We start from the raw sequence: 17,195 nt of genomic DNA on the forward strand, positions 1-17,195 counted from the left end.
CCGCCTTTTACCTCGCCACCGGTAAATCCGCGTACCGCGTCGTATAGGCCGGTGACAACATCTCTCGCTTCATGGCCCACGGTTTCTCAATCCCCTGCCCGGCGAACCATATCTTCCCTTTGCCGGAGTGATTGACGCTGTCGATCATCTCCATCAGCGCCGCGCTGTTGGCGCGCAGGCGATTGTCGTCAAACAGATTAAGCTGAGCGACACCGCTGCTGAAAAAGTCCGCCAGCATGACCCCGGCCTTCATATAGCGATACCCGTCGAGCCATATCCGCCCCAGCGCCTCCGTGGCGGCACGGATGATATCCCGCGAGTCATTGGTGGGCGTCATCAGGGTGACCGAAGCCTGATTACCGTAATAAATTTCGTTGTCCGCATGCGGGCTGGTGCGCACAAACACGCTGATAAAACGACAGTATTGATGCTCGCCGCGCAGTTTCTCCGCGGCGCGTTCCGCGTAGGCGCAAATCGCCTGGTGCATCTCTTCATATTGCGTAATGCGATGACCAAACGAACGGCTACAGATGATTTGCTGCTTCGTGGGGGTGTACTCTTCAAGGTCAAGACAGGGCTCACCGCGAAGCTCGCGCGCCGTACGCTCCAGCACCACGTTAAAATGTTTGCGAATGACCCATGAGGAGGCCTCCGCCAGCCCCAGCGCCGTGGTAATTCCCATCGCATTCAGTTTTTTCGTGATGCGCCGCCCTACGCCCCATACCTCCTCTACCGGAACCTTTGACAGCAGTTTACGCTGCCGCTCGCGGCCCGACAGATCGACCACGCCGCCGGTACTGGCCCAGCGTTTCGCCGCATAGTTGGCCAGCTTCGCCAGCGTTTTTGTCGGGGCAATGCCGACGCCAACGGTTAAACCCGTGTTTTTAAAGACCTGCGTGCGCATCTGGTGTCCGAACGCGTCCAGCGACATGCAGTTACCGATCCCTGAAACGTTCACGAACGCCTCGTCAATCGAGTAAATTTCTATGGCCGGAGCCAGATCCGTCAGCGTCTGCATCACCCGACTGCTGAGGTCGGCATACAGCGCATAGTTCGAACTGAAGACGTAAACCCTCGCCGGAAAAAGCTTCTCTTTGAATTTAAAATAGGGCTCACCCATTTTTATGCCGAACTGCTTTGCCTCCCGCGAGAGTGAAATTATGCAGCCGTCGTTGTTGGACACCACCACGATGGGCTTCCCCTCCAGATCGGGGCGGAATACCTTCTCGCAGGAGGCATAGAAGCTGTTCACATCAACCAGCGCGAACATGTTTATGCGTTTTAAGCGTGTGGGTGACGACGCCGAAGATCTGCAGCTCCTCTTCGGACTGAAAGGTAATCGGCTGATAGCGGGCGTTATGTGGCAACAGCCTCAGAACCGGGCGCGTCTGTAGCTCTTTCACCGTAAACTCACCGGCGACCGACGCCACAACGATATCCCCATGTTCGGCATTTAACGAGCGGTCAACCACCAGCAGATCGCCGTCGCCAATCCCCGCGCCAATCATGGAGTCTCCACTCACCTTGATAAAATAGGTCGCACTGGGGTGCCTCACTGCCAGCCGGTTAAGATCGAGACGATCCTCCACATAATCCTGCGCCGGGCTGGGAAACCCACAGGCAACACGTTCTAAAAACAAAGGTAGTTCAATGATTTGTTTTGGTTGATAAGAAAAGAGAGTGTCCATGATGCCTTTCTCGCCATATACTGTATATAAATACAGTATTACGGATTATGGTCAGGGATCAAGGTCATTTCCGGAAGCGAACCCAAACGCGTTGAAGTGTCAGAAGATTTAAAACGCGCAAAGCCCGGAAGCACATGTCGGGCTTTGCGCCTGTGACGATCAGTCCATCAGCGTATTCAATGTTTCCAGCGCGTCAGGCGGCAGCTGCAGTTCTCCCGCCGCGAGGTTTTGCCGCAGATGCGCCACGGAAGAGGTGCCCGGGATCAGCAGGATATTCGGAGAACGCTGCAGCAGCCATGCCAGCGCAACCTGCATTGCCGTGACGCCCAGTGAATCCGCGACAGCCTTCAGCCCGGACGATTGCAGCGGCGTAAAGCCGCCCAGTGGGAAGAACGGCACATACGCAATCCCCTGCTGCGCAAGCAGATCCACCAGCGCATCGTCACCCCGGTTCACAATGTTGTACATGTTCTGCACGCACACCACCTGCACCATCTTCTGCGCTTCCGCGACCTGGGTGGCCGTGACGTTGCTCAAACCAATATGCCGCACCAGCCCCTGCTGCTGTAATTCTGCCAGGGTGGAGAGCGGTTCAGCAATCGACCCTTCCGCTGGCCCGTGCGCGCTAAACATGATCCGCAGGTTCACCACGTCCAGCACGTCCAGCTGCAGATTACGCAGGTTGTCATGCACCGCCTGCGTCAGCTCCTGCGCGGAAAAGGCCGGCAGCCAGGCGCCTTTGTCGTTGCGACGGGCGCCAATCTTGGTGACGATCGTCAGATCGTCCCGGTAAGGATGAAGCGCCTCGCGGATCAGCTGGTTGGTGACATGAGGGCCATAAAAATCACTGGTATCAATGTGGTTCACTCCCGCCGCCACGGCCTCGCGTAACACGTCCAGCGCGGCCTGCTTATCCTTCGGCGGCCCAAAGACGCCCGGCCCGGCCAGCTGCATCGCGCCGTAGCCCAGCCGTTTCACCGTCCGCGTCCCGAGCGCGTATGTCCCGCTTTTATCAATGCTGCTCATGTTGACCTTCCTCATAAAAATGATCCGGATTTACAACAGGTTCCCAAAAGGGCCCCTTAGTTAAGCGCGAGTTAATTAAAGTTTACATTCTCTACGACGATAGTAATGAAGTAACCCTGCATCTTCTCTAACGGACGACCGCTATGCTGAAAAATCTGCACGTGATTACCGGTATTATCTTTGCCCTCACCATATTCTGCCTGCTGCAAGTTGTCACGGGAGGGTTGTTCTACTCTGCCGTCAGTAACGATCGCCATAACTTCCAGAACTCCGGCGTGCTCAATGCCCAGCAGGAAAGCCTGAGCGACAGCGTGAACACGCTGGTGAAAACGCGCGTCACCGTCACCCGCGTGGCGATCCGCTACCTGAAAAACCAGCGTGACCCGGCTTCCCTGGCGGCGATCAATAAACTGCTGGGCACCGCAGGCGACTCGCTGGCAAAAGCCGAAGCCTATAACAAAGAGTGGCAGAAACTGCCGCAGGTTAAGGGCCAGGAGGCGGCATTGACCGACGAGATGCAGAAATCCTGGAACCAGATGCACGAAGTCATGCGTTTATCGATTGAGTATCTGCGCGCCGACAACTATCAGGCCTATGGCGATCTGGATGCGCAGCAGGCGCAGGACAATATGGAAGCGGTCTATAACCGCTGGCGCGCCGAAAACAACACCCTGCTGAAGGCCGCAACCGAAGAGAACCAGAGCAGCTTCACGCAGATGCAGTGGACGCTGGCGGCAATTCTGCTGGCCGTTATCGCGGTTCTGGTGGTCATCTGGCAGGGTTTACAGCACCTGCTGTTAAAACCACTCCACTCCATTATGGACCATATTCGCGCCATTGCAGGGGGCGACCTGACGCAGGAGATCGCTATCTCGGGCCGCAATGAGATGGGTCAGCTGGCCGCAGGCCTGCATGAGATGCAGCAGTCGCTGGTGACCACCGTCAGCGCCGTACGCGGAAGTACCGATTCCATCTACACCGGCGCAGGCGAAATTGCCGCAGGAAGCAACGATCTTTCCGCCCGCACCGAGCAGCAGGCCGCCTCGCTCGAAGAGACCGCCGCCAGCATGGAAGAGCTGACCGCGACGGTTAAACAGAACTCCGATAACGCCCGTCAGGCCACGCTGCTGGCGAAAAACGCCTCTGAAACGGCCGCGCGCGGCGGTCACGTCGTGGATAACGTGGTTCGCACCATGAACGAGATCGCCGACAGTTCGCAGCAAATTGCGCATATTACCGGCGTAATTGACAGCATCGCGTTCCAGACGAACATTCTGGCGCTTAACGCCGCGGTGGAAGCGGCACGCGCCGGGGAACAGGGGCGTGGTTTTGCGGTTGTCGCAGGCGAGGTCCGGACCCTGGCGAGCCGCAGCGCGCAGGCGGCGAAAGAGATCAAAGGGCTTATCGAGAACTCCGTCAGCCGGGTGAATACCGGTTCTGAGCAGGTTAGCGAGGCAGGCACCACCATGAAGGAAATCGTCGCCGCCGTGACCCGCGTGACCGATATCATGGGCGAGATTTCCTCTGCCTCTGACGAGCAGAGCCGCGGCATTGAACAGGTGAGCCTGGCCGTTTCGCAGATGGACAGCGTGACGCAGCAAAACGCCGCGCTGGTGCAGGAGTCCGCCACGGCGGCAGCGGCGCTGGAAGATCAATCCGAACAGCTGCGCCAGGCGGTGGCCGCGTTTCGTCTGAACGGCAAAGAAAAAGCGGTAGCTCCACGTCCGGCCAGCGTGAAAACGCCTCAGCTGTTGCGCCCGGCAACCGCAAACGCCGCCACCGACAGCAACTGGGAAACCTTCTGAATCACCGGCGGGCGAGGAAATCGCCCGCTAGCGGCTGCGCTTGGCGTGCCGCTCCCAGTTCTCCTGTTTTGCTTCATCGGATTTACGCAGTGAAACGTAGCATGCCCCGCTGCCGCCGTGATGCGGCAGCGCCACGCAGAAGGCCTGCACTTCCTCGAACTCCGTTAACCAGCGCGCCAGATAGCTGCGCACCACATTAGGATGCGAGTTCTGCTCGCGCCCTTTTCCGTGAATGATAATCAGATTGCGTAACCCGTCACGTCCGGCCTGGCGAATAAAAGAATAGAGCATCTGACGGCAGCGTTCGGCGGGCTGACGCAGGAGGTTTAAGCTGGCCTGGCGGGCATATTTACCCGAGCGCAGCTTCTCGATAACGCCCTGCTGCACCCCTTCGCGCTGGAACGCCAGCGGTTCTTCCAGGGGAAGAAGGTCAAGAAAGTCCAGCGTCAGGAAGTTATCCAGCTGTTCACTCTCCACCTCCTGGCGCGCCCGCGTATTGCGGCTGGGCTGCCAGTGAATATCCGGGCCACGCTTCAGCGGCTGGACATCTTCCATGGCGTCAAGAAAAAAGGATTTGTCGTCAGGGTTCATGGATATCCTCCGGCTACAACTGAGGACGGTACTATACCTGCGCCTGAGACTGGCCTCAATCACCGTTACAGGCCCTCATGCGCCGCAAATATTAACCTGATGAATATATATAGTATTTATAAAATGGATTTAAATACGACTTAACTAAAATTTCAGCAAAGATGAAATAAGTGATTTGTGTTAAATTTTCGTAAAATCAAACACTCGACATCCTTTCTTTTTGCGGAAAAGGTGTTATACCTAAATATACCTGCTTCATGGATATAATATTCAGGATTGGCGAAAGGACGCACTGCTGTGTGTACTGGAGGATCTGTCTGATGTCGGGCAGATCCTGTTTTTTTTATTATCTCACTTTCACGCCACGATTATTTTCCTCGCTTCCCGTCTGAACTGCGTAATTAATGATTCAGCCAGGGGCGTCTGACGTGAATCACGGCGCTGAATTAAATAATATGCTGCTTTTGGAAGCGATTCGACAACCGGCAGCATGACCAGACGGTGCGCCAGAAGCGGGTCACAGCCTAACTCCTGCGGCAATATGCTTAGAAAATCACTTTGCGCAACCAGGCTTATGCAGGAAGAAAAGGTTTCGCAGACCACACCAATTCGCGGTATTTGCGAGCGATGGCTAAATACCTCTTCTAACTGCTTATAATAACTTCCCCGCGGCGTCGGCATTGTCCAGTTATAATGCAGAAGTTCGTTAATCGACGTTGCCCCCGTTGCCGGATGCCCTTCGCGACAAAATACCGCAAATGGCTTCTCAAAGAGTTTTTCAAACGTAAATTCCTGATCGTAAGGTCCCTGATAATAAGTATTGATGGTGAAATCCAGCTCTCCCTGCCGTAATTCGTTGATCATCGACACCAGCTGCCCTTCCATTATCCGCACTTTGACCTGCGGATGTTGGGCATGAAAGCGGGTAATAACGGCGGGCATCAGGCTGCGCGAAACGCTGGCCCCCATCCCGATGTTGATCTGCCCGGCCTGTTCCCCCTGCCGCTGACGAATGTCATCCTGCGCCGCGCGCAGCTCTTCCAGAATTAACCGGGCGCGCTGGTAAAAGCCCTCACCGCATTCGGTCAACGCCACGCCCTTACTCCTGCGCACGAAAAGCTGCGCCGCCATGCCCTCCTCCAGCTCTTTGATGGATTTGGTCAGCGCCGGCTGCGAAAGATTCAGCGTCCTGCTGGCACCGCGAATGCTGCCCTGACGTGCGACTTCAACAAACGCCCGGAGATGATGGAATTTAACCTGAAATGACATAGCCCGACCGATAACCGTTGTTTATCAGAGTAAAGAAACTGTCATCTACTTTACTGGAAAGGGATGTGCGAGGGTAATTCCTGAACGGTTAAAACTGTGAAAAATCGGTTAGTGATAAGTAAAAACTATCACAGCGTGAAGCAGTTCACATATTTTCATGATGACAGGAACAGATATGGACACACTGGCGCAGTACATCCAGACGTTAACCCCGCAGCTGAGCGCGTGGCGTCGCGATTTTCACCATTTTGCGGAATCCGGCTGGGTAGAGTTTCGTACCGCCGCGAAAGTTGCGGAGACCCTGGACTCGCTGGGTTACGAACTGGCGATGGGCCGTGACGTGGTCGATGCCGAAAGCCGGATGGGGCTGCCCGATGAGGCAACCCTGGCGCGAGAGTTTGCCCGCGCGCGGGCGCAAGGCGCGCCTGAGAAATGGCTGGCGCCGTTTGAAGGCGGCTTTACCGGCATTGTCGCCACTCTGAATACCGGCCGCCCTGGCCCAACCCTGGCGTTTCGCGTGGACATGGACGCCCTTGATTTAAGCGAAGCGCTCGACGACAGCCATCGCCCGTTCCGCGACGGGTTTGCCTCCTGCAATCCGGGCATGATGCACGCCTGCGCGCACGACGGCCACACCACCATTGGTCTGGGACTGGCACAGGTGCTTAAGCAGAATGCAGCCCGGCTCAACGGCACCATAAAGCTGATCTTCCAGCCTGCTGAAGAAGGCACGCGCGGCGCGCGCGCCATGGTTGCCGCCGGGGCGCTGGATGACGTGGACTATTTCACGGCCATTCATATTGGTACCGGCGTCCCTGCCGGTACGGTGATCTGCGGCAGCGATAACTTTATGGCCACCACCAAGTTCGACGTGAGCTTCACCGGCGTGGCCGCACACGCGGGCGGTAAGCCGGAGGACGGGCGTAACGCCCTGCTCGCCGCCGCGCAGGCCGCCCTCGCCCTGCACAGCATCGCCCCGCACAGCGACGGCGCATCCCGGGTGAACGTCGGCGTGATGCAGGCGGGCAGCGGGCGCAACGTGGTGCCCGCGAATGCCCTGATCAAAGTTGAAACCCGCGGCGAAAGCGAAGCGATTAATCAGTATGTCTTTGAACGCGCGCAGGCCGTCATTACCGGCGCGGCGGCGCTCTATGGCGTGAGCGCGGAGATGCGCCTGATGGGGGCTGCCACCTCCAGCGCGCCGACACCGGCGTGGGTGGATTATCTGCGCGAACAGGCGAGCCAGGTTTCCGGGGTTGTTCATGCCATCGATAAGGTGAAAGCGCCAGCGGGTTCCGAAGACGCCACGCTGATGATGGCCCGCGTGCAGCAGAACGGCGGCATGGCGTCCTATATGGTGTTTGGCACGGATTTGAGCGCCGGACATCACAACGAAAAATTCGACTTCGATGAGCAGGTCATGACTATCGCCATCGAAACGCTGGCGCGAACAGCGCTCAATTTCCCGTGGACGCGAGGTGTGTGATGCAGGAGAACTACGCTTTTATTGCCGATGCGATCGACGCGCGATGTCGGACGTTAACCGATATTGCCGACGCGATCTGGGATCGTCCCGAAACCCGCTTTGAAGAGTTCTGGTCCGCCGAACGGCTGGCCAGCGAGCTGGAAGCAGAAGGCTTCACGCTGACCCGCGAGGCAGGCGGTATTCCCAATGCCTTTATCGCCAGCTTCGGCAGCGGGAAACCGGTTATCGCCCTGCTGGGCGAGTACGACGCGCTGGCCGGGTTAAGCCAGCAGGCACACTGCGCGACGGCGCAAACCACCACGCCGGGGGCTAACGGCCACGGCTGCGGACATAATCTCTTAGGCACCGCAGCGCTTGCGGGCGCGGTGGCGGTGAAAAGCTGGCTGGAGCAGCACGGCGGCAGCGGAACGGTGCGTTTTTACGGCTGTCCCGGTGAAGAAGGCGGCTCCGGGAAAACCTTTATGGTGCGCGAAGGGATGTTTGATGACGTCGATGCCGCCGTCACCTGGCACCCGGAAGCCTTTGCCGGGATGTTTAACGTCAGCACGCTGGCGAATATTCAGGCCGCCTGGCGTTTTCACGGCGTGGCGGCGCACGCGGCCAACTCTCCTCACCTGGGACGCAGCGCCTTGGACGCCGTGACGCTGATGACCACCGGCACCAACTTCCTTAACGAACACATCATCGAGAAAGCGCGCGTCCATTACGCCATTACCGACACCGGCGGGATTTCGCCCAACGTGGTGCAGGCGCAGGCCGAGGTGCTGTACCTGATCCGCGCCCCGGAGATGGCGGATGCGCAGCAGATCTACGAGCGCATCGAGAAAATCGCCCAGGGCGCGGCGATGATGACCGAAACGACCGTCGAGTGCCGCTTTGATAAAGCCTGCTCCAGCTACCTGCCGAACCGCACGCTTGAGGCGGCGATGTATCGCGCCCTGCAGCACTACGGCACGCCGGAGTGGACCGACGAAGAGCGAGAGTTTGCCCGCGAGATCCGCGCCACGCTGACGCCCAACGATCTGCAAAATAGCCTGAAAAATATTGCCGCCACGGGTGGTGAAGCGGGTAAAGCCTTTGCCCGTCGTCATCAGGCGACGCTGCTGGTGGATGAAGTCGCGCCCTATGCCGTCACCGACAACGTGCTGGCGGGCTCAACCGACGTGGGTGACGTCAGCTGGAAAATGCCGGTCGCCCAGTGCTTCAGCCCCTGCTTTACCGTCGGCACGCCGCTGCACACCTGGCAGCTGGTATCTCAGGGGCGAACCTCTATTGCCCACAAGGGCATGCTGCTGGCCGGGAAAGTGATGGGCGCGACCGCGCTCAATCTGCTGCAGGACGCGGCGCTGCTGAAAAAATGCCGTGAAGAGTTCGAACAACAACTAGAAGAAAAACCGTACGCGTGTCCGATCCCACCGGGCGTGACACCGTCACCTTTAAAATAAAAAAACACAACACAACAACACAACACTCCCGAGGAACGCCCATGAGTATGTCATCCATACCTTCGCATTCCCCATCCGGTAAGCTCTATGGCTGGGTTGAAAGGATCGGCAATAAAGTGCCGCACCCTTTCCTGCTTTTTATCTATCTGATTGTGATTTTGATGGTCGCCACCGCCGTGCTCTCCGCCTTTGACGTCAGCGTGCGCAGCCCGGCCGACGGCAGCCTGGTGGCGGTGAAAAATCTGCTGAGCATTGAAGGGCTGCACTGGTTTTTACCCAACGTGATTAAAAACTTCAGCGGCTTCGCCCCGCTCGGCGCCATTCTGGCGCTGGTGCTGGGCGCCGGGCTGGCCGAACGCGTGGGCCTGTTGCCCGCATTGATGGTGAAGATGGCTTCTCACGTCAGCGCGCGCTACGCGAGCTACATGGTGCTGTTTATCGCCTTCTTCAGCCATATCTCCTCCGACGCCGCGCTGGTGATCATGCCGCCGATGGGGGCGCTGATCTTCCTCGCCGTCGGGCGCCATCCCGTGGCGGGCCTGCTGTCCGCGATTGCGGGGGTGGGCTGCGGTTTTACCGCTAACCTGCTGATCGTGACCACCGACGTGCTGCTCTCGGGCATCAGTACGGAGGCGGCGAAAACCATTGATGCGGCCATGCACGTCAGCGTGATCGACAACTGGTACTTTATGGCAAGCTCGGTCATTGTCCTGACGATTGTCGGCGGGCTGATTACCGATAAGATCGTCGAGCCGCGGCTGGGTAAATGGGAAGGCCGCAGTGATGAAAAGCTGGAAACCCTGAGCAAAGAGCAGCGCTTCGGCCTGCGCGTGGCGGGGATTGTCTCGCTGGCGTTTATTGCCGCGGTGGCGCTGATGGTGGTACCGGAAAACGGCATATTGCGCGATCCGGTTAAACATACGGTCCTGCCCTCGCCGTTTATTCAGGGCATCGTGCCGCTGATTATCCTCTTCTTCTTCATTGTTTCGCTCGCCTACGGTATCGCCACCGGCAAAATCCGCCGTCAGGGCGATCTGCCGCAGCTGATGATCGAGCCGATGAAGGAGATGGCGGGCTTTATCGTGATGGTGTTCCCGCTGGCGCAGTTTGTGGCGATGTTTAACTGGAGCAACATGGGCAAGTTTATGGCCGTGGGCCTCACCGACGCGCTGGAGGCTGCCGGGCTAAGCGGCGTACCGGCGTTTGTCGGTCTGGCGCTGCTGTCATCCCTGCTGTGCATGTTTATCGCGAGCGGCTCCGCCATCTGGTCGATTCTGGCCCCGATCTTCGTGCCGATGTTTATGATGCTGGGGTTCCACCCGGCTTTCGCGCAGATCCTGTTCCGCATCGCGGACTCTTCGGTTATCCCGCTGGCGCCGGTTTCGCCGTTTGTTCCGCTGTTTTTAGGCTTCCTGCAGCGCTATAAACCCGAGGCCAAACTGGGTACCTACTATTCTCTGGTTTTACCCTACCCGCTTATCTTTTTAGGGGTATGGCTGGTGATGCTGGTGGCGTGGTATCTTGTCGGCCTGCCGATTGGGCCGGGGATCTACCCGAGGCTGAACTAAGGGAATGAGGATGCTGAGATTACTCGAAGACAAGATTGCGACGCCGCTTGGGCCGCTGTGGGTGATCGCGGACGAGCAGTTTTGCCTGCGCGCCGTTGAGTGGGAAGAGCACAGCGACCGCATGGAAGAACTGCTTGCGATTCACTACCGCGCCCAGGGGTATGAACGTATCCGCGCCACCAATCCGGGTGGACTGAGCGACAAGCTTGCGGCGTACTTCGAAGGCGATCTCAGCATCATCGACACGCTGCCCACCGCCACGGCGGGCACCCCTTTTCAGCGCGAAGTGTGGCAGGCGCTGCGGGCCATTCCCTGCGGGCAGGTGATGCATTACGGCCAGCTCGCGGAGCAGTTAGGTCGCGCTGGGGCCGCACGCGCCGTAGGTGCCGCGAACGGCTCTAACCCGGTCAGCATCGTGGTGCCCTGCCATCGCGTTATTGGCCGCAACGGCACCCTGACCGGCTATGCCGGTGGCGTGCAGCGAAAAGAGTGGTTGCTGCGTCACGAAGGGTATCTCTTACTCTAGTTCCCAGGCTTTTTGTGCTTAATTTTCTTCCGGTTAGGCTAAAAATCCATAATCAAGCTGTGGAATTTCAAGAAGATGGCGGCACATTGCCGTCTCTTGTCCTTATTGAGGGTTTGTCAGGCTTACGTACTTACCAAAAAGATGTTAAAATTGACCAATATCAATTAAGGCTTGAGCAAACCTATGATCCCGGAAAAGCGAATTATACGACGCATTCAGTCTGGCGGTTGTGCTATCCATTGCCAGGATTGCAGCATCAGCCAGCTCTGTATCCCGTTTACCCTGAATGAGCATGAACTCGATCAGCTTGATAATATCATCGAGCGTAAAAAGCCTATTCAGAAAGGGCAGACGCTGTTTAAAGCGGGAGACGAACTGAAATCGCTCTATGCTATCCGTTCTGGCACCATCAAGAGCTACACCATCACCGAACAGGGCGATGAGCAGATCACCGGCTTCCATCTGGCGGGTGACCTGGTAGGCTTTGATGCCATCGGTACGGGTCACCACCCGAGCTTTGCTCAGGCACTCGAAACCTCGATGGTTTGCGAAATTCCGTTTGAAACCCTGGACGATCTGTCTGGCAAGATGCCTAACCTGCGTCAGCAGATGATGCGTCTGATGAGCGGTGAGATCAAAGGCGATCAGGACATGATTCTGCTGCTTTCTAAAAAGAACGCAGAAGAGCGCCTGGCCGCGTTTATCTACAACCTCTCCCGCCGCTTCGCCGAGCGTGGCTTCTCGCCGCGTGAATTCCGTCTGACCATGACGCGTGGCGATATCGGTAACTACCTGGGTCTGACCGTGGAAACCATCAGCCGTCTGCTGGGTCGTTTCCAGAAAAGCGGGATGCTGGCCGTTAAGGGTAAATATATCACTATCGAAAACGGTGAAGCGCTGGCCGTTCTTGCCGGGCACGCCCGCAACGTGGCGTAAACGCCATACGTATACTGCCAGACCGATAAATTTTCCTGATTTATGGGTCTGGCCTGTCACCCCGTCTTTTATCTGCCCTTTTCACCGCAGCTCGTCCCCACACAGCACCCAAAAGGGTCTCGTTGAGGTTATGAATTGAGAGAAAGTTTGTTTTTCGTTTCAGTCGTGATTGCCTCAGTGACCTTTATCTTCATCTGGATCATGCTTGTCGGCCCAATGAAGGGGGAGGAAAAAACCTACGTTCAGGACTCCACGACCTTTGCGATAGCGGTGATGGTGCTGCTGTTTATTGCGTTTATCGCGGTAACGACCACGGTGCTTTTCCTCTGATAAATTTTCATGAATTATTGATCTGGCAAAAGCTCTCCTCTGTTTCATTCAGGATATATAGGTTACTCTTTTAATTACAGACTGTGGTGACAGTAGTAAGGAGACCTGTATGGCCAAGTATCAAAACATGCTGGTAGCAATCGATCCGAATCAGGACGATCAGCCGGCATTACGACGTGCTGTGTATTTACATCAACGGATTGGTGGCAAAATCAAAGCGTTTTTGCCGATCTATGACTTCTCGTATGAGATGACCACCCTTCTGTCGCCTGACGAGCGCACCGCTATGCGTCAGGGCGTCATCAGCCAGCGTACCGCGTGGATCCGCGAACAGGCGAAGTATTACCTGGAAGCGGGCGTGCCCATTGATATCAAAGTGGTCTGGCACAACCGACCTTTCGAAGCCATCATTCAGGAAGTCGTTGCCGGTGGGCACGATCTGCTGCTGAAGATGGCGCACCAGCACGACAAGCTGGAATCCGTGATCTTCACCCCGACCGACTGGCATTTGCTGCGTAAATGCCCTTGCCCGGTCTGGATGGTGAAAGACCAGCCGTGGCCTGAAGGCGGGAAAGCCGTTGTGGCGGTAAACCTCGCCAGCGAAGAGGATTACCACAATTCGCTGAACGAGAAGCTGGTGAAGGAGACCCTCCAGCTTGCCGACCAGGTCAACCACACCGAAGTGCATCTGGTAGGTGCCTATCCGGTTACCCCGATTAACATCGCCATTGAGCTGCCGGAATTTGACCCGAGCGTGTATAACGACGCCATCCGCGGTCAGCACCTGCTGGCCATGAAAGCGCTGCGCCAGAAATTCAGCATCGATGAGAAGATGACCCACGTGGAAAAAGGGCTGCCTGAAGAGGTAATCCCGGACCTGGCTGAACACCTGCAGGCGGGGATTGTCGTGCTGGGTACCATTGGCCGTACCGGTATTTCTGCCGCCTTCCTCGGCAACACCGCCGAGCAGGTGATCGACCATCTGCGCTGCGACCTGCTGGTTATCAAGCCGGATGAGTACCAGACGCCGGTTGAGCTGGACGATCCGGAAGACGATTGACCCGCAAGATGAAAAAAAACCGTCGGCGAACCGGCGGTTTTTTTTGCCGGGTGGCGGCTACGCCTTACCCGGCCTACGGGTTTGGTAGACCCGGTAAGCTTGCGCCACCGGGCTTTACCCTGTCAGAGCGCTTTCAGAATCGCATCCACGCTGGCTTTGGCATCGCCAAACAGCATGTGGGTGTTCTCTTTGAAGAACAGCGGGTTCTGCACCCCGGCATAGCCGGTATTCATTGAGCGCTTAAAGACGATCACGTTCTGCGCCTTCCACACTTCCAGAACCGGCATCCCGGCGATTGGGCTACGCGGATCGTCCTGCGCCGCCGGGTTAACGGTGTCGTTAGCCCCAATGACCAGCACGGTGTCGGTGTCGGCGAAATCATCGTTGATCTCGTCCATCTCCAGCACGATGTCGTAAGGCACTTTCGCTTCCGCCAGCAGCACGTTCATGTGGCCTGGCAGACGCCCCGCCACCGGGTGAATACCAAAACGCACCTTGATGCCGCGCGCGCGCAGTTTCTCGGTGATTTCCGCGACCGGATACTGCGCCTGTGCCACCGCCATGCCGTAGCCCGGGGTGATAATGACCGAGTGCGAGTTTTTCAGCATCTCGGCGGTATCTTCCGCGCTGATCTCACGGTGCTCACCCACTTCCTCATCGGAGCCGGTAGACGAGCCGTCAGAACCAAAGCCACCGGCGATGACGCTGATAAACGAGCGGTTCATCGCCTTACACATGATGTAAGACAGGATCGCACCGGAAGAACCCACCAGCGCACCGGTGACGATCAGCAGGTCGTTGCTCAGCATAAAGCCCGCCGCCGCCGCCGCCCAACCGGAGTAGGAGTTCAGCATGGAGACCACCACCGGCATATCCGCACCACCGATGGACGCCACCAGATGCCAGCCGAAGGCCAGCGCGATGATAGTCATCACCAGCAACGCCAGCACCTGCAGACCGACGCTTTCGGTACGCACGAAGACCACCAGCAGCACAAACGACACCACCAGCGCAGCCAGGTTCAGCTTATGACGGTTTGGCAGCATCAGCGGCTTAGAGGAGATCTTCCCGCGCAGCTTGCCGAACGCGACAATGGAACCGGTGAAGGTGACCGCACCGATGAAGATACCGAGGAACACTTCCGTCAGGTGAATATTCACCAGAATCGGTTCCAGACCTGGCGTGTGGTACAGGTAGCTGTTGAAGCCCACCAGCACCGCGGCCAGACCCACAAAGCTGTGCAGAATCGCCACCAGCTCCGGCATCTCGGTCATTTCAACGCGTTTCGCCAGGCGAATACCAATCGCACCGCCGATGATCATCGCCACCAGGATCCACGCCACGTTGCCGGTGTCCGGCCCGAAGATGGTGGCAATCAGCGCAATCGCCATCCCGGCGATACCAAAGTTATTCCCCTGCTGAGACGTTTCGTGTTTGGAAAGCCCCGCCAGACTGAAAATAAACAGGATTGCAGCAACAATGTATGCGGCTGTCACTAATCCTCCAGACATATGCTACCCCTTAGCCTTTACGAAACATTTTCAGCATGCGCTGAGTCACGGTGAAACCACCGAAAATATTGATACTGGCGATCAGCACCGCGATAAAGCTCAGGAAGCTGATCCAGCCGCCGTGGCCAATCTGCAGTAACGCCCCCACCACGATGATCCCGGAGATGGCGTTGGTCACCGACATCAGCGGCGTATGCAGCGCATGGGAGACGTTCCACACCACGTAGTAGCCCACGACGCAGGAGAGCGCGAAGACGGTAAAGTGGCCGAGGAACTCTTTCGGCGCGACGTCAGCCAGCCAGCCGAAGAGAATAATCACCAGCGCCATGATCGCGTATTTGCGCCACGGGGAAGCCGGTTTGGCAGGTTCTTTTGGTTCAGGCGCCGCTTTAGGCGCTGCCTGAGGCTGGGCCGAAACCTGAATCGGTGGCGCAGGCCAGGTAATTTCACCTTCACGCACCACGGTCACACCGCGCACCACCACGTCGTCAAAATCGACGGTGATGTTGCCGTCTTTCTCTTTGCAAAGCAGCTTCAGCAGGTTGACGAGGTTGGTGCCGTACAGCTGAGACGATTGTGTCGGCAGGCGACCCGGCAGATCGGTATAGCCGATCACCTTCACGCCGTTTTCGGTCGTGGTCACCTGATTCGCTACGGTATATTCGCAGTTGCCGCCGTTTTGCGCGGCCAGGTCGACAATCACGCTGCCCGGCTTCATGGAGTCCACCATCTCACGGGTAATCAGCTTCGGCGCCGGTTTACCCGGGATAAGCGCGGTGGTCACAATGATGTCGACATCTTTCGCCTGCGCGGCGAAGAGTTCCATTTCGGCTTTGATAAAGGCTTCGGACATCACCTTCGCATAACCATCACCGCTGCCCGCTTCTTCCTTGAAGTCCAGCTCAAGGAATTCGGCCCCCATACTCTGGACCTGTTCCTTCACTTCAGGACGGGTATCAAACGCGCGAACGATAGCGCCCAGGCTGTTTGCCGCACCGATGGCTGCAAGTCCCGCCACGCCCGCGCCAATCACCATCACCTTCGCCGGAGGGACTTTACCCGCCGCGGTGATCTGACCGGTAAAGAAGCGACCAAATTCATGGGCCGCTTCAACAATGGCGCGGTAGCCCGCAATGTTTGCCATCGAACTTAAGGCGTCCAGCGACTGGGCGCGCGAAATACGCGGCACGGAGTCCATCGCCATCACGGTGACGCCGCGCGCGGCCAGTTTTTCCATCAGCTCAGGATTTTGCGCAGGCCAGATAAAGCTCACCAGCGTGGAGCCCGGATTCAGCAGCGCAATCTCACTCTCTTCCGGTGCGTTGACCTTCAGAATAACCGGCGACTGCCACACGTCGGCACCGTCCACCACTTCCGCACCAGCCTGGATAAAGGCCTCGTCATCGAAACTCGCCAGTTTGCCCGCGCCGCTTTCAACTGCGACGGTAAAACCCAGCTTAAGCAGTTGCTCCACCGTTTTCGGTGTTGCCGCTACGCGGGTTTCATTGGCTAACCGTTCTTTTGGTACCCCAATACGCATAGTTTTCCCTTCCATCGGTTTTTGATGATGGTTTAACGATAAGTGCCCGCGGTTTGTATCATTTTTCGCCATCACGCAAGCAATGAGACACAATTAACCCCGGAAAATAAAACAGTAACAAACTGTCTATAACCTACTGAAAATAGCGGCCGTGATCTACCGCCAGAAAACACTATTTCTTACTTTATCTGTGAAAAATAAGCGATCGGCGTCACTGACAGTGATATTTACCTTAAATTCATCGCCAGAACCGATAATTCGCGCAAGCGAAGCGGTAAAAACATGATATAGCGCCATAAGAGAACAACTTATTAACATTAAATTAACTTGTAAAAGTCATAAGCTTTATCAGTTTTACTTGTCAAACGCGTGTTTTTTCAACATATCACTAAATGTTATCGAATAAGGTGATTC

At 56.9% G+C, this 17,195-nt stretch carries 15 protein-coding genes; 8 read left to right on the forward strand and 7 right to left on the reverse strand.

The annotated features are described in order from the left end of the window. Nucleotides 1-7: 7 nt before the first annotated feature. From umuC to N6P30_RS18975, 3 genes are all read right to left on the reverse strand, one after another. Nucleotides 8-1,270, reverse strand: coding sequence for a translesion error-prone DNA polymerase V subunit UmuC (umuC, locus tag N6P30_RS18965; RefSeq protein ID WP_023292603.1), 1,263 nt, complete (start codon nucleotides 1,268-1,270; stop codon nucleotides 8-10). Further along, nucleotides 1,254-1,688 (reverse strand): translesion error-prone DNA polymerase V autoproteolytic subunit, encoded by a 435-nt coding sequence (gene umuD / locus N6P30_RS18970; protein ID WP_008500532.1) that lies wholly within the window; start codon nucleotides 1,686-1,688, stop codon nucleotides 1,254-1,256. Before umuD ends, umuC begins: the two co-directional genes overlap by 17 nt. Before the next feature lie 159 nt (nucleotides 1,689-1,847). Next, the gene (locus N6P30_RS18975) at nucleotides 1,848-2,714 is read right to left on the reverse strand and encodes an aldo/keto reductase family oxidoreductase (RefSeq protein WP_021241164.1); all 867 of its coding nucleotides are present in this window, start codon (nucleotides 2,712-2,714) and stop codon (nucleotides 1,848-1,850) included. A gap of 143 nt (nucleotides 2,715-2,857) precedes the next feature. Between N6P30_RS18975 and tcp the strand changes: the two genes are divergently transcribed. After that, a complete protein-coding gene (gene tcp, locus N6P30_RS18980) occupies nucleotides 2,858-4,519 on the forward strand; it encodes a methyl-accepting chemotaxis citrate transducer (protein WP_023292604.1) in 1,662 nt (553 codons plus the stop codon). A gap of 27 nt (nucleotides 4,520-4,546) precedes the next feature. Here the strand turns inward: tcp and smrA are convergent, their stop codons facing one another. Both smrA and N6P30_RS18990 read right to left on the reverse strand, forming a co-directional pair. Next, a complete protein-coding gene (smrA, locus tag N6P30_RS18985; RefSeq protein ID WP_023292605.1) occupies nucleotides 4,547-5,110 on the reverse strand; it encodes a DNA endonuclease SmrA in 564 nt (187 codons plus the stop codon). Between the two features lie 357 nt (nucleotides 5,111-5,467). Further along, nucleotides 5,468-6,379, reverse strand: a complete 912-nt coding sequence (locus N6P30_RS18990; protein WP_023292606.1) for a LysR family transcriptional regulator — start codon at nucleotides 6,377-6,379, stop codon at nucleotides 5,468-5,470. Nucleotides 6,380-6,554: 175 nt separating this feature from the next. Between N6P30_RS18990 and N6P30_RS18995 the strand changes: the two genes are divergently transcribed. The 7 genes from N6P30_RS18995 (at nucleotide 6,555) to uspE (ending at nucleotide 13,730) form a co-directional block, all read left to right on the forward strand. Next, nucleotides 6,555-7,865 (forward strand): M20 family metallo-hydrolase, encoded by a 1,311-nt coding sequence (locus N6P30_RS18995; protein WP_023292607.1) that lies wholly within the window; start codon nucleotides 6,555-6,557, stop codon nucleotides 7,863-7,865. Then, nucleotides 7,865-9,310 carry a M20 family metallopeptidase gene (locus tag N6P30_RS19000; protein ID WP_023292608.1) on the forward strand — a complete coding sequence of 482 codons (1,446 nt, stop codon included), beginning with the start codon at nucleotides 7,865-7,867 and terminating at the stop codon, nucleotides 9,308-9,310. Before N6P30_RS18995 ends, N6P30_RS19000 begins: the two co-directional genes overlap by 1 nt. A 41-nt stretch (nucleotides 9,311-9,351) precedes the next feature. Next, nucleotides 9,352-10,878 (forward strand): p-aminobenzoyl-glutamate transporter, encoded by a 1,527-nt coding sequence (gene abgT, locus N6P30_RS19005; protein ID WP_023292609.1) that lies wholly within the window; start codon nucleotides 9,352-9,354, stop codon nucleotides 10,876-10,878. A 10-nt stretch (nucleotides 10,879-10,888) separates the two neighbouring features. Further along, nucleotides 10,889-11,404, forward strand: coding sequence for a methylated-DNA--[protein]-cysteine S-methyltransferase (gene ogt / locus N6P30_RS19010; RefSeq protein ID WP_021241159.1), 516 nt, complete (start codon nucleotides 10,889-10,891; stop codon nucleotides 11,402-11,404). A gap of 183 nt (nucleotides 11,405-11,587) precedes the next feature. Next, the gene (gene fnr, locus N6P30_RS19015) at nucleotides 11,588-12,340 is read left to right on the forward strand and encodes a fumarate/nitrate reduction transcriptional regulator Fnr (RefSeq protein WP_006174991.1); all 753 of its coding nucleotides are present in this window, start codon (nucleotides 11,588-11,590) and stop codon (nucleotides 12,338-12,340) included. A 147-nt stretch (nucleotides 12,341-12,487) separates the two neighbouring features. Continuing rightward, nucleotides 12,488-12,670, forward strand: a complete 183-nt coding sequence (locus N6P30_RS19020; protein ID WP_014883604.1) for a hypothetical protein — start codon at nucleotides 12,488-12,490, stop codon at nucleotides 12,668-12,670. A gap of 109 nt (nucleotides 12,671-12,779) precedes the next feature. Next, nucleotides 12,780-13,730 carry a universal stress protein UspE gene (gene uspE / locus N6P30_RS19025; RefSeq protein ID WP_008500542.1) on the forward strand — a complete coding sequence of 317 codons (951 nt, stop codon included), beginning with the start codon at nucleotides 12,780-12,782 and terminating at the stop codon, nucleotides 13,728-13,730. Between the two features lie 122 nt (nucleotides 13,731-13,852). Here uspE and pntB read toward each other — a convergent pair whose 3' ends face one another. After that, nucleotides 13,853-15,241, reverse strand: coding sequence for a Re/Si-specific NAD(P)(+) transhydrogenase subunit beta (pntB, locus tag N6P30_RS19030; protein ID WP_021241158.1), 1,389 nt, complete (start codon nucleotides 15,239-15,241; stop codon nucleotides 13,853-13,855). A 10-nt stretch (nucleotides 15,242-15,251) separates the two neighbouring features. Further along, a complete protein-coding gene (gene pntA, locus N6P30_RS19035; RefSeq protein ID WP_023292610.1) occupies nucleotides 15,252-16,781 on the reverse strand; it encodes a Re/Si-specific NAD(P)(+) transhydrogenase subunit alpha in 1,530 nt (509 codons plus the stop codon). Nucleotides 16,782-17,195 lie beyond the last annotated feature (414 nt).

The sequence above is a fragment of the Enterobacter sp. PL1 genome, assembly GCF_945957325.1.
GTDB classification, from domain to species: domain Bacteria; phylum Pseudomonadota; class Gammaproteobacteria; order Enterobacterales; family Enterobacteriaceae; genus Enterobacter; species Enterobacter roggenkampii.

Coding starts and splice junctions, on each gene's coding strand:
- N6P30_RS18975 (WP_021241164.1), bottom strand. CDS start 2,714: ATGAGCAGCATTGATAAAAGCGGGACATACGCGCTCGGGACGCGGACG.
- N6P30_RS18990 (WP_023292606.1), bottom strand. CDS start 6,379: ATGTCATTTCAGGTTAAATTCCATCATCTCCGGGCGTTTGTTGAAGTC.
- tcp (WP_023292604.1), top strand. CDS start 2,858: ATGCTGAAAAATCTGCACGTGATTACCGGTATTATCTTTGCCCTCACC.
- umuC (WP_023292603.1), bottom strand. CDS start 1,270: ATGTTCGCGCTGGTTGATGTGAACAGCTTCTATGCCTCCTGCGAGAAG.
- abgT (WP_023292609.1), top strand. CDS start 9,352: ATGAGTATGTCATCCATACCTTCGCATTCCCCATCCGGTAAGCTCTAT.
- pntB (WP_021241158.1), bottom strand. CDS start 15,241: ATGTCTGGAGGATTAGTGACAGCCGCATACATTGTTGCTGCAATCCTG.
- N6P30_RS18995 (WP_023292607.1), top strand. CDS start 6,555: ATGGACACACTGGCGCAGTACATCCAGACGTTAACCCCGCAGCTGAGC.
- uspE (WP_008500542.1), top strand. CDS start 12,780: ATGGCCAAGTATCAAAACATGCTGGTAGCAATCGATCCGAATCAGGAC.
- umuD (WP_008500532.1), bottom strand. CDS start 1,688: ATGGACACTCTCTTTTCTTATCAACCAAAACAAATCATTGAACTACCT.
- ogt (WP_021241159.1), top strand. CDS start 10,889: ATGCTGAGATTACTCGAAGACAAGATTGCGACGCCGCTTGGGCCGCTG.
- pntA (WP_023292610.1), bottom strand. CDS start 16,781: ATGCGTATTGGGGTACCAAAAGAACGGTTAGCCAATGAAACCCGCGTA.
- N6P30_RS19000 (WP_023292608.1), top strand. CDS start 7,865: ATGCAGGAGAACTACGCTTTTATTGCCGATGCGATCGACGCGCGATGT.
- fnr (WP_006174991.1), top strand. CDS start 11,588: ATGATCCCGGAAAAGCGAATTATACGACGCATTCAGTCTGGCGGTTGT.
- smrA (WP_023292605.1), bottom strand. CDS start 5,110: ATGAACCCTGACGACAAATCCTTTTTTCTTGACGCCATGGAAGATGTC.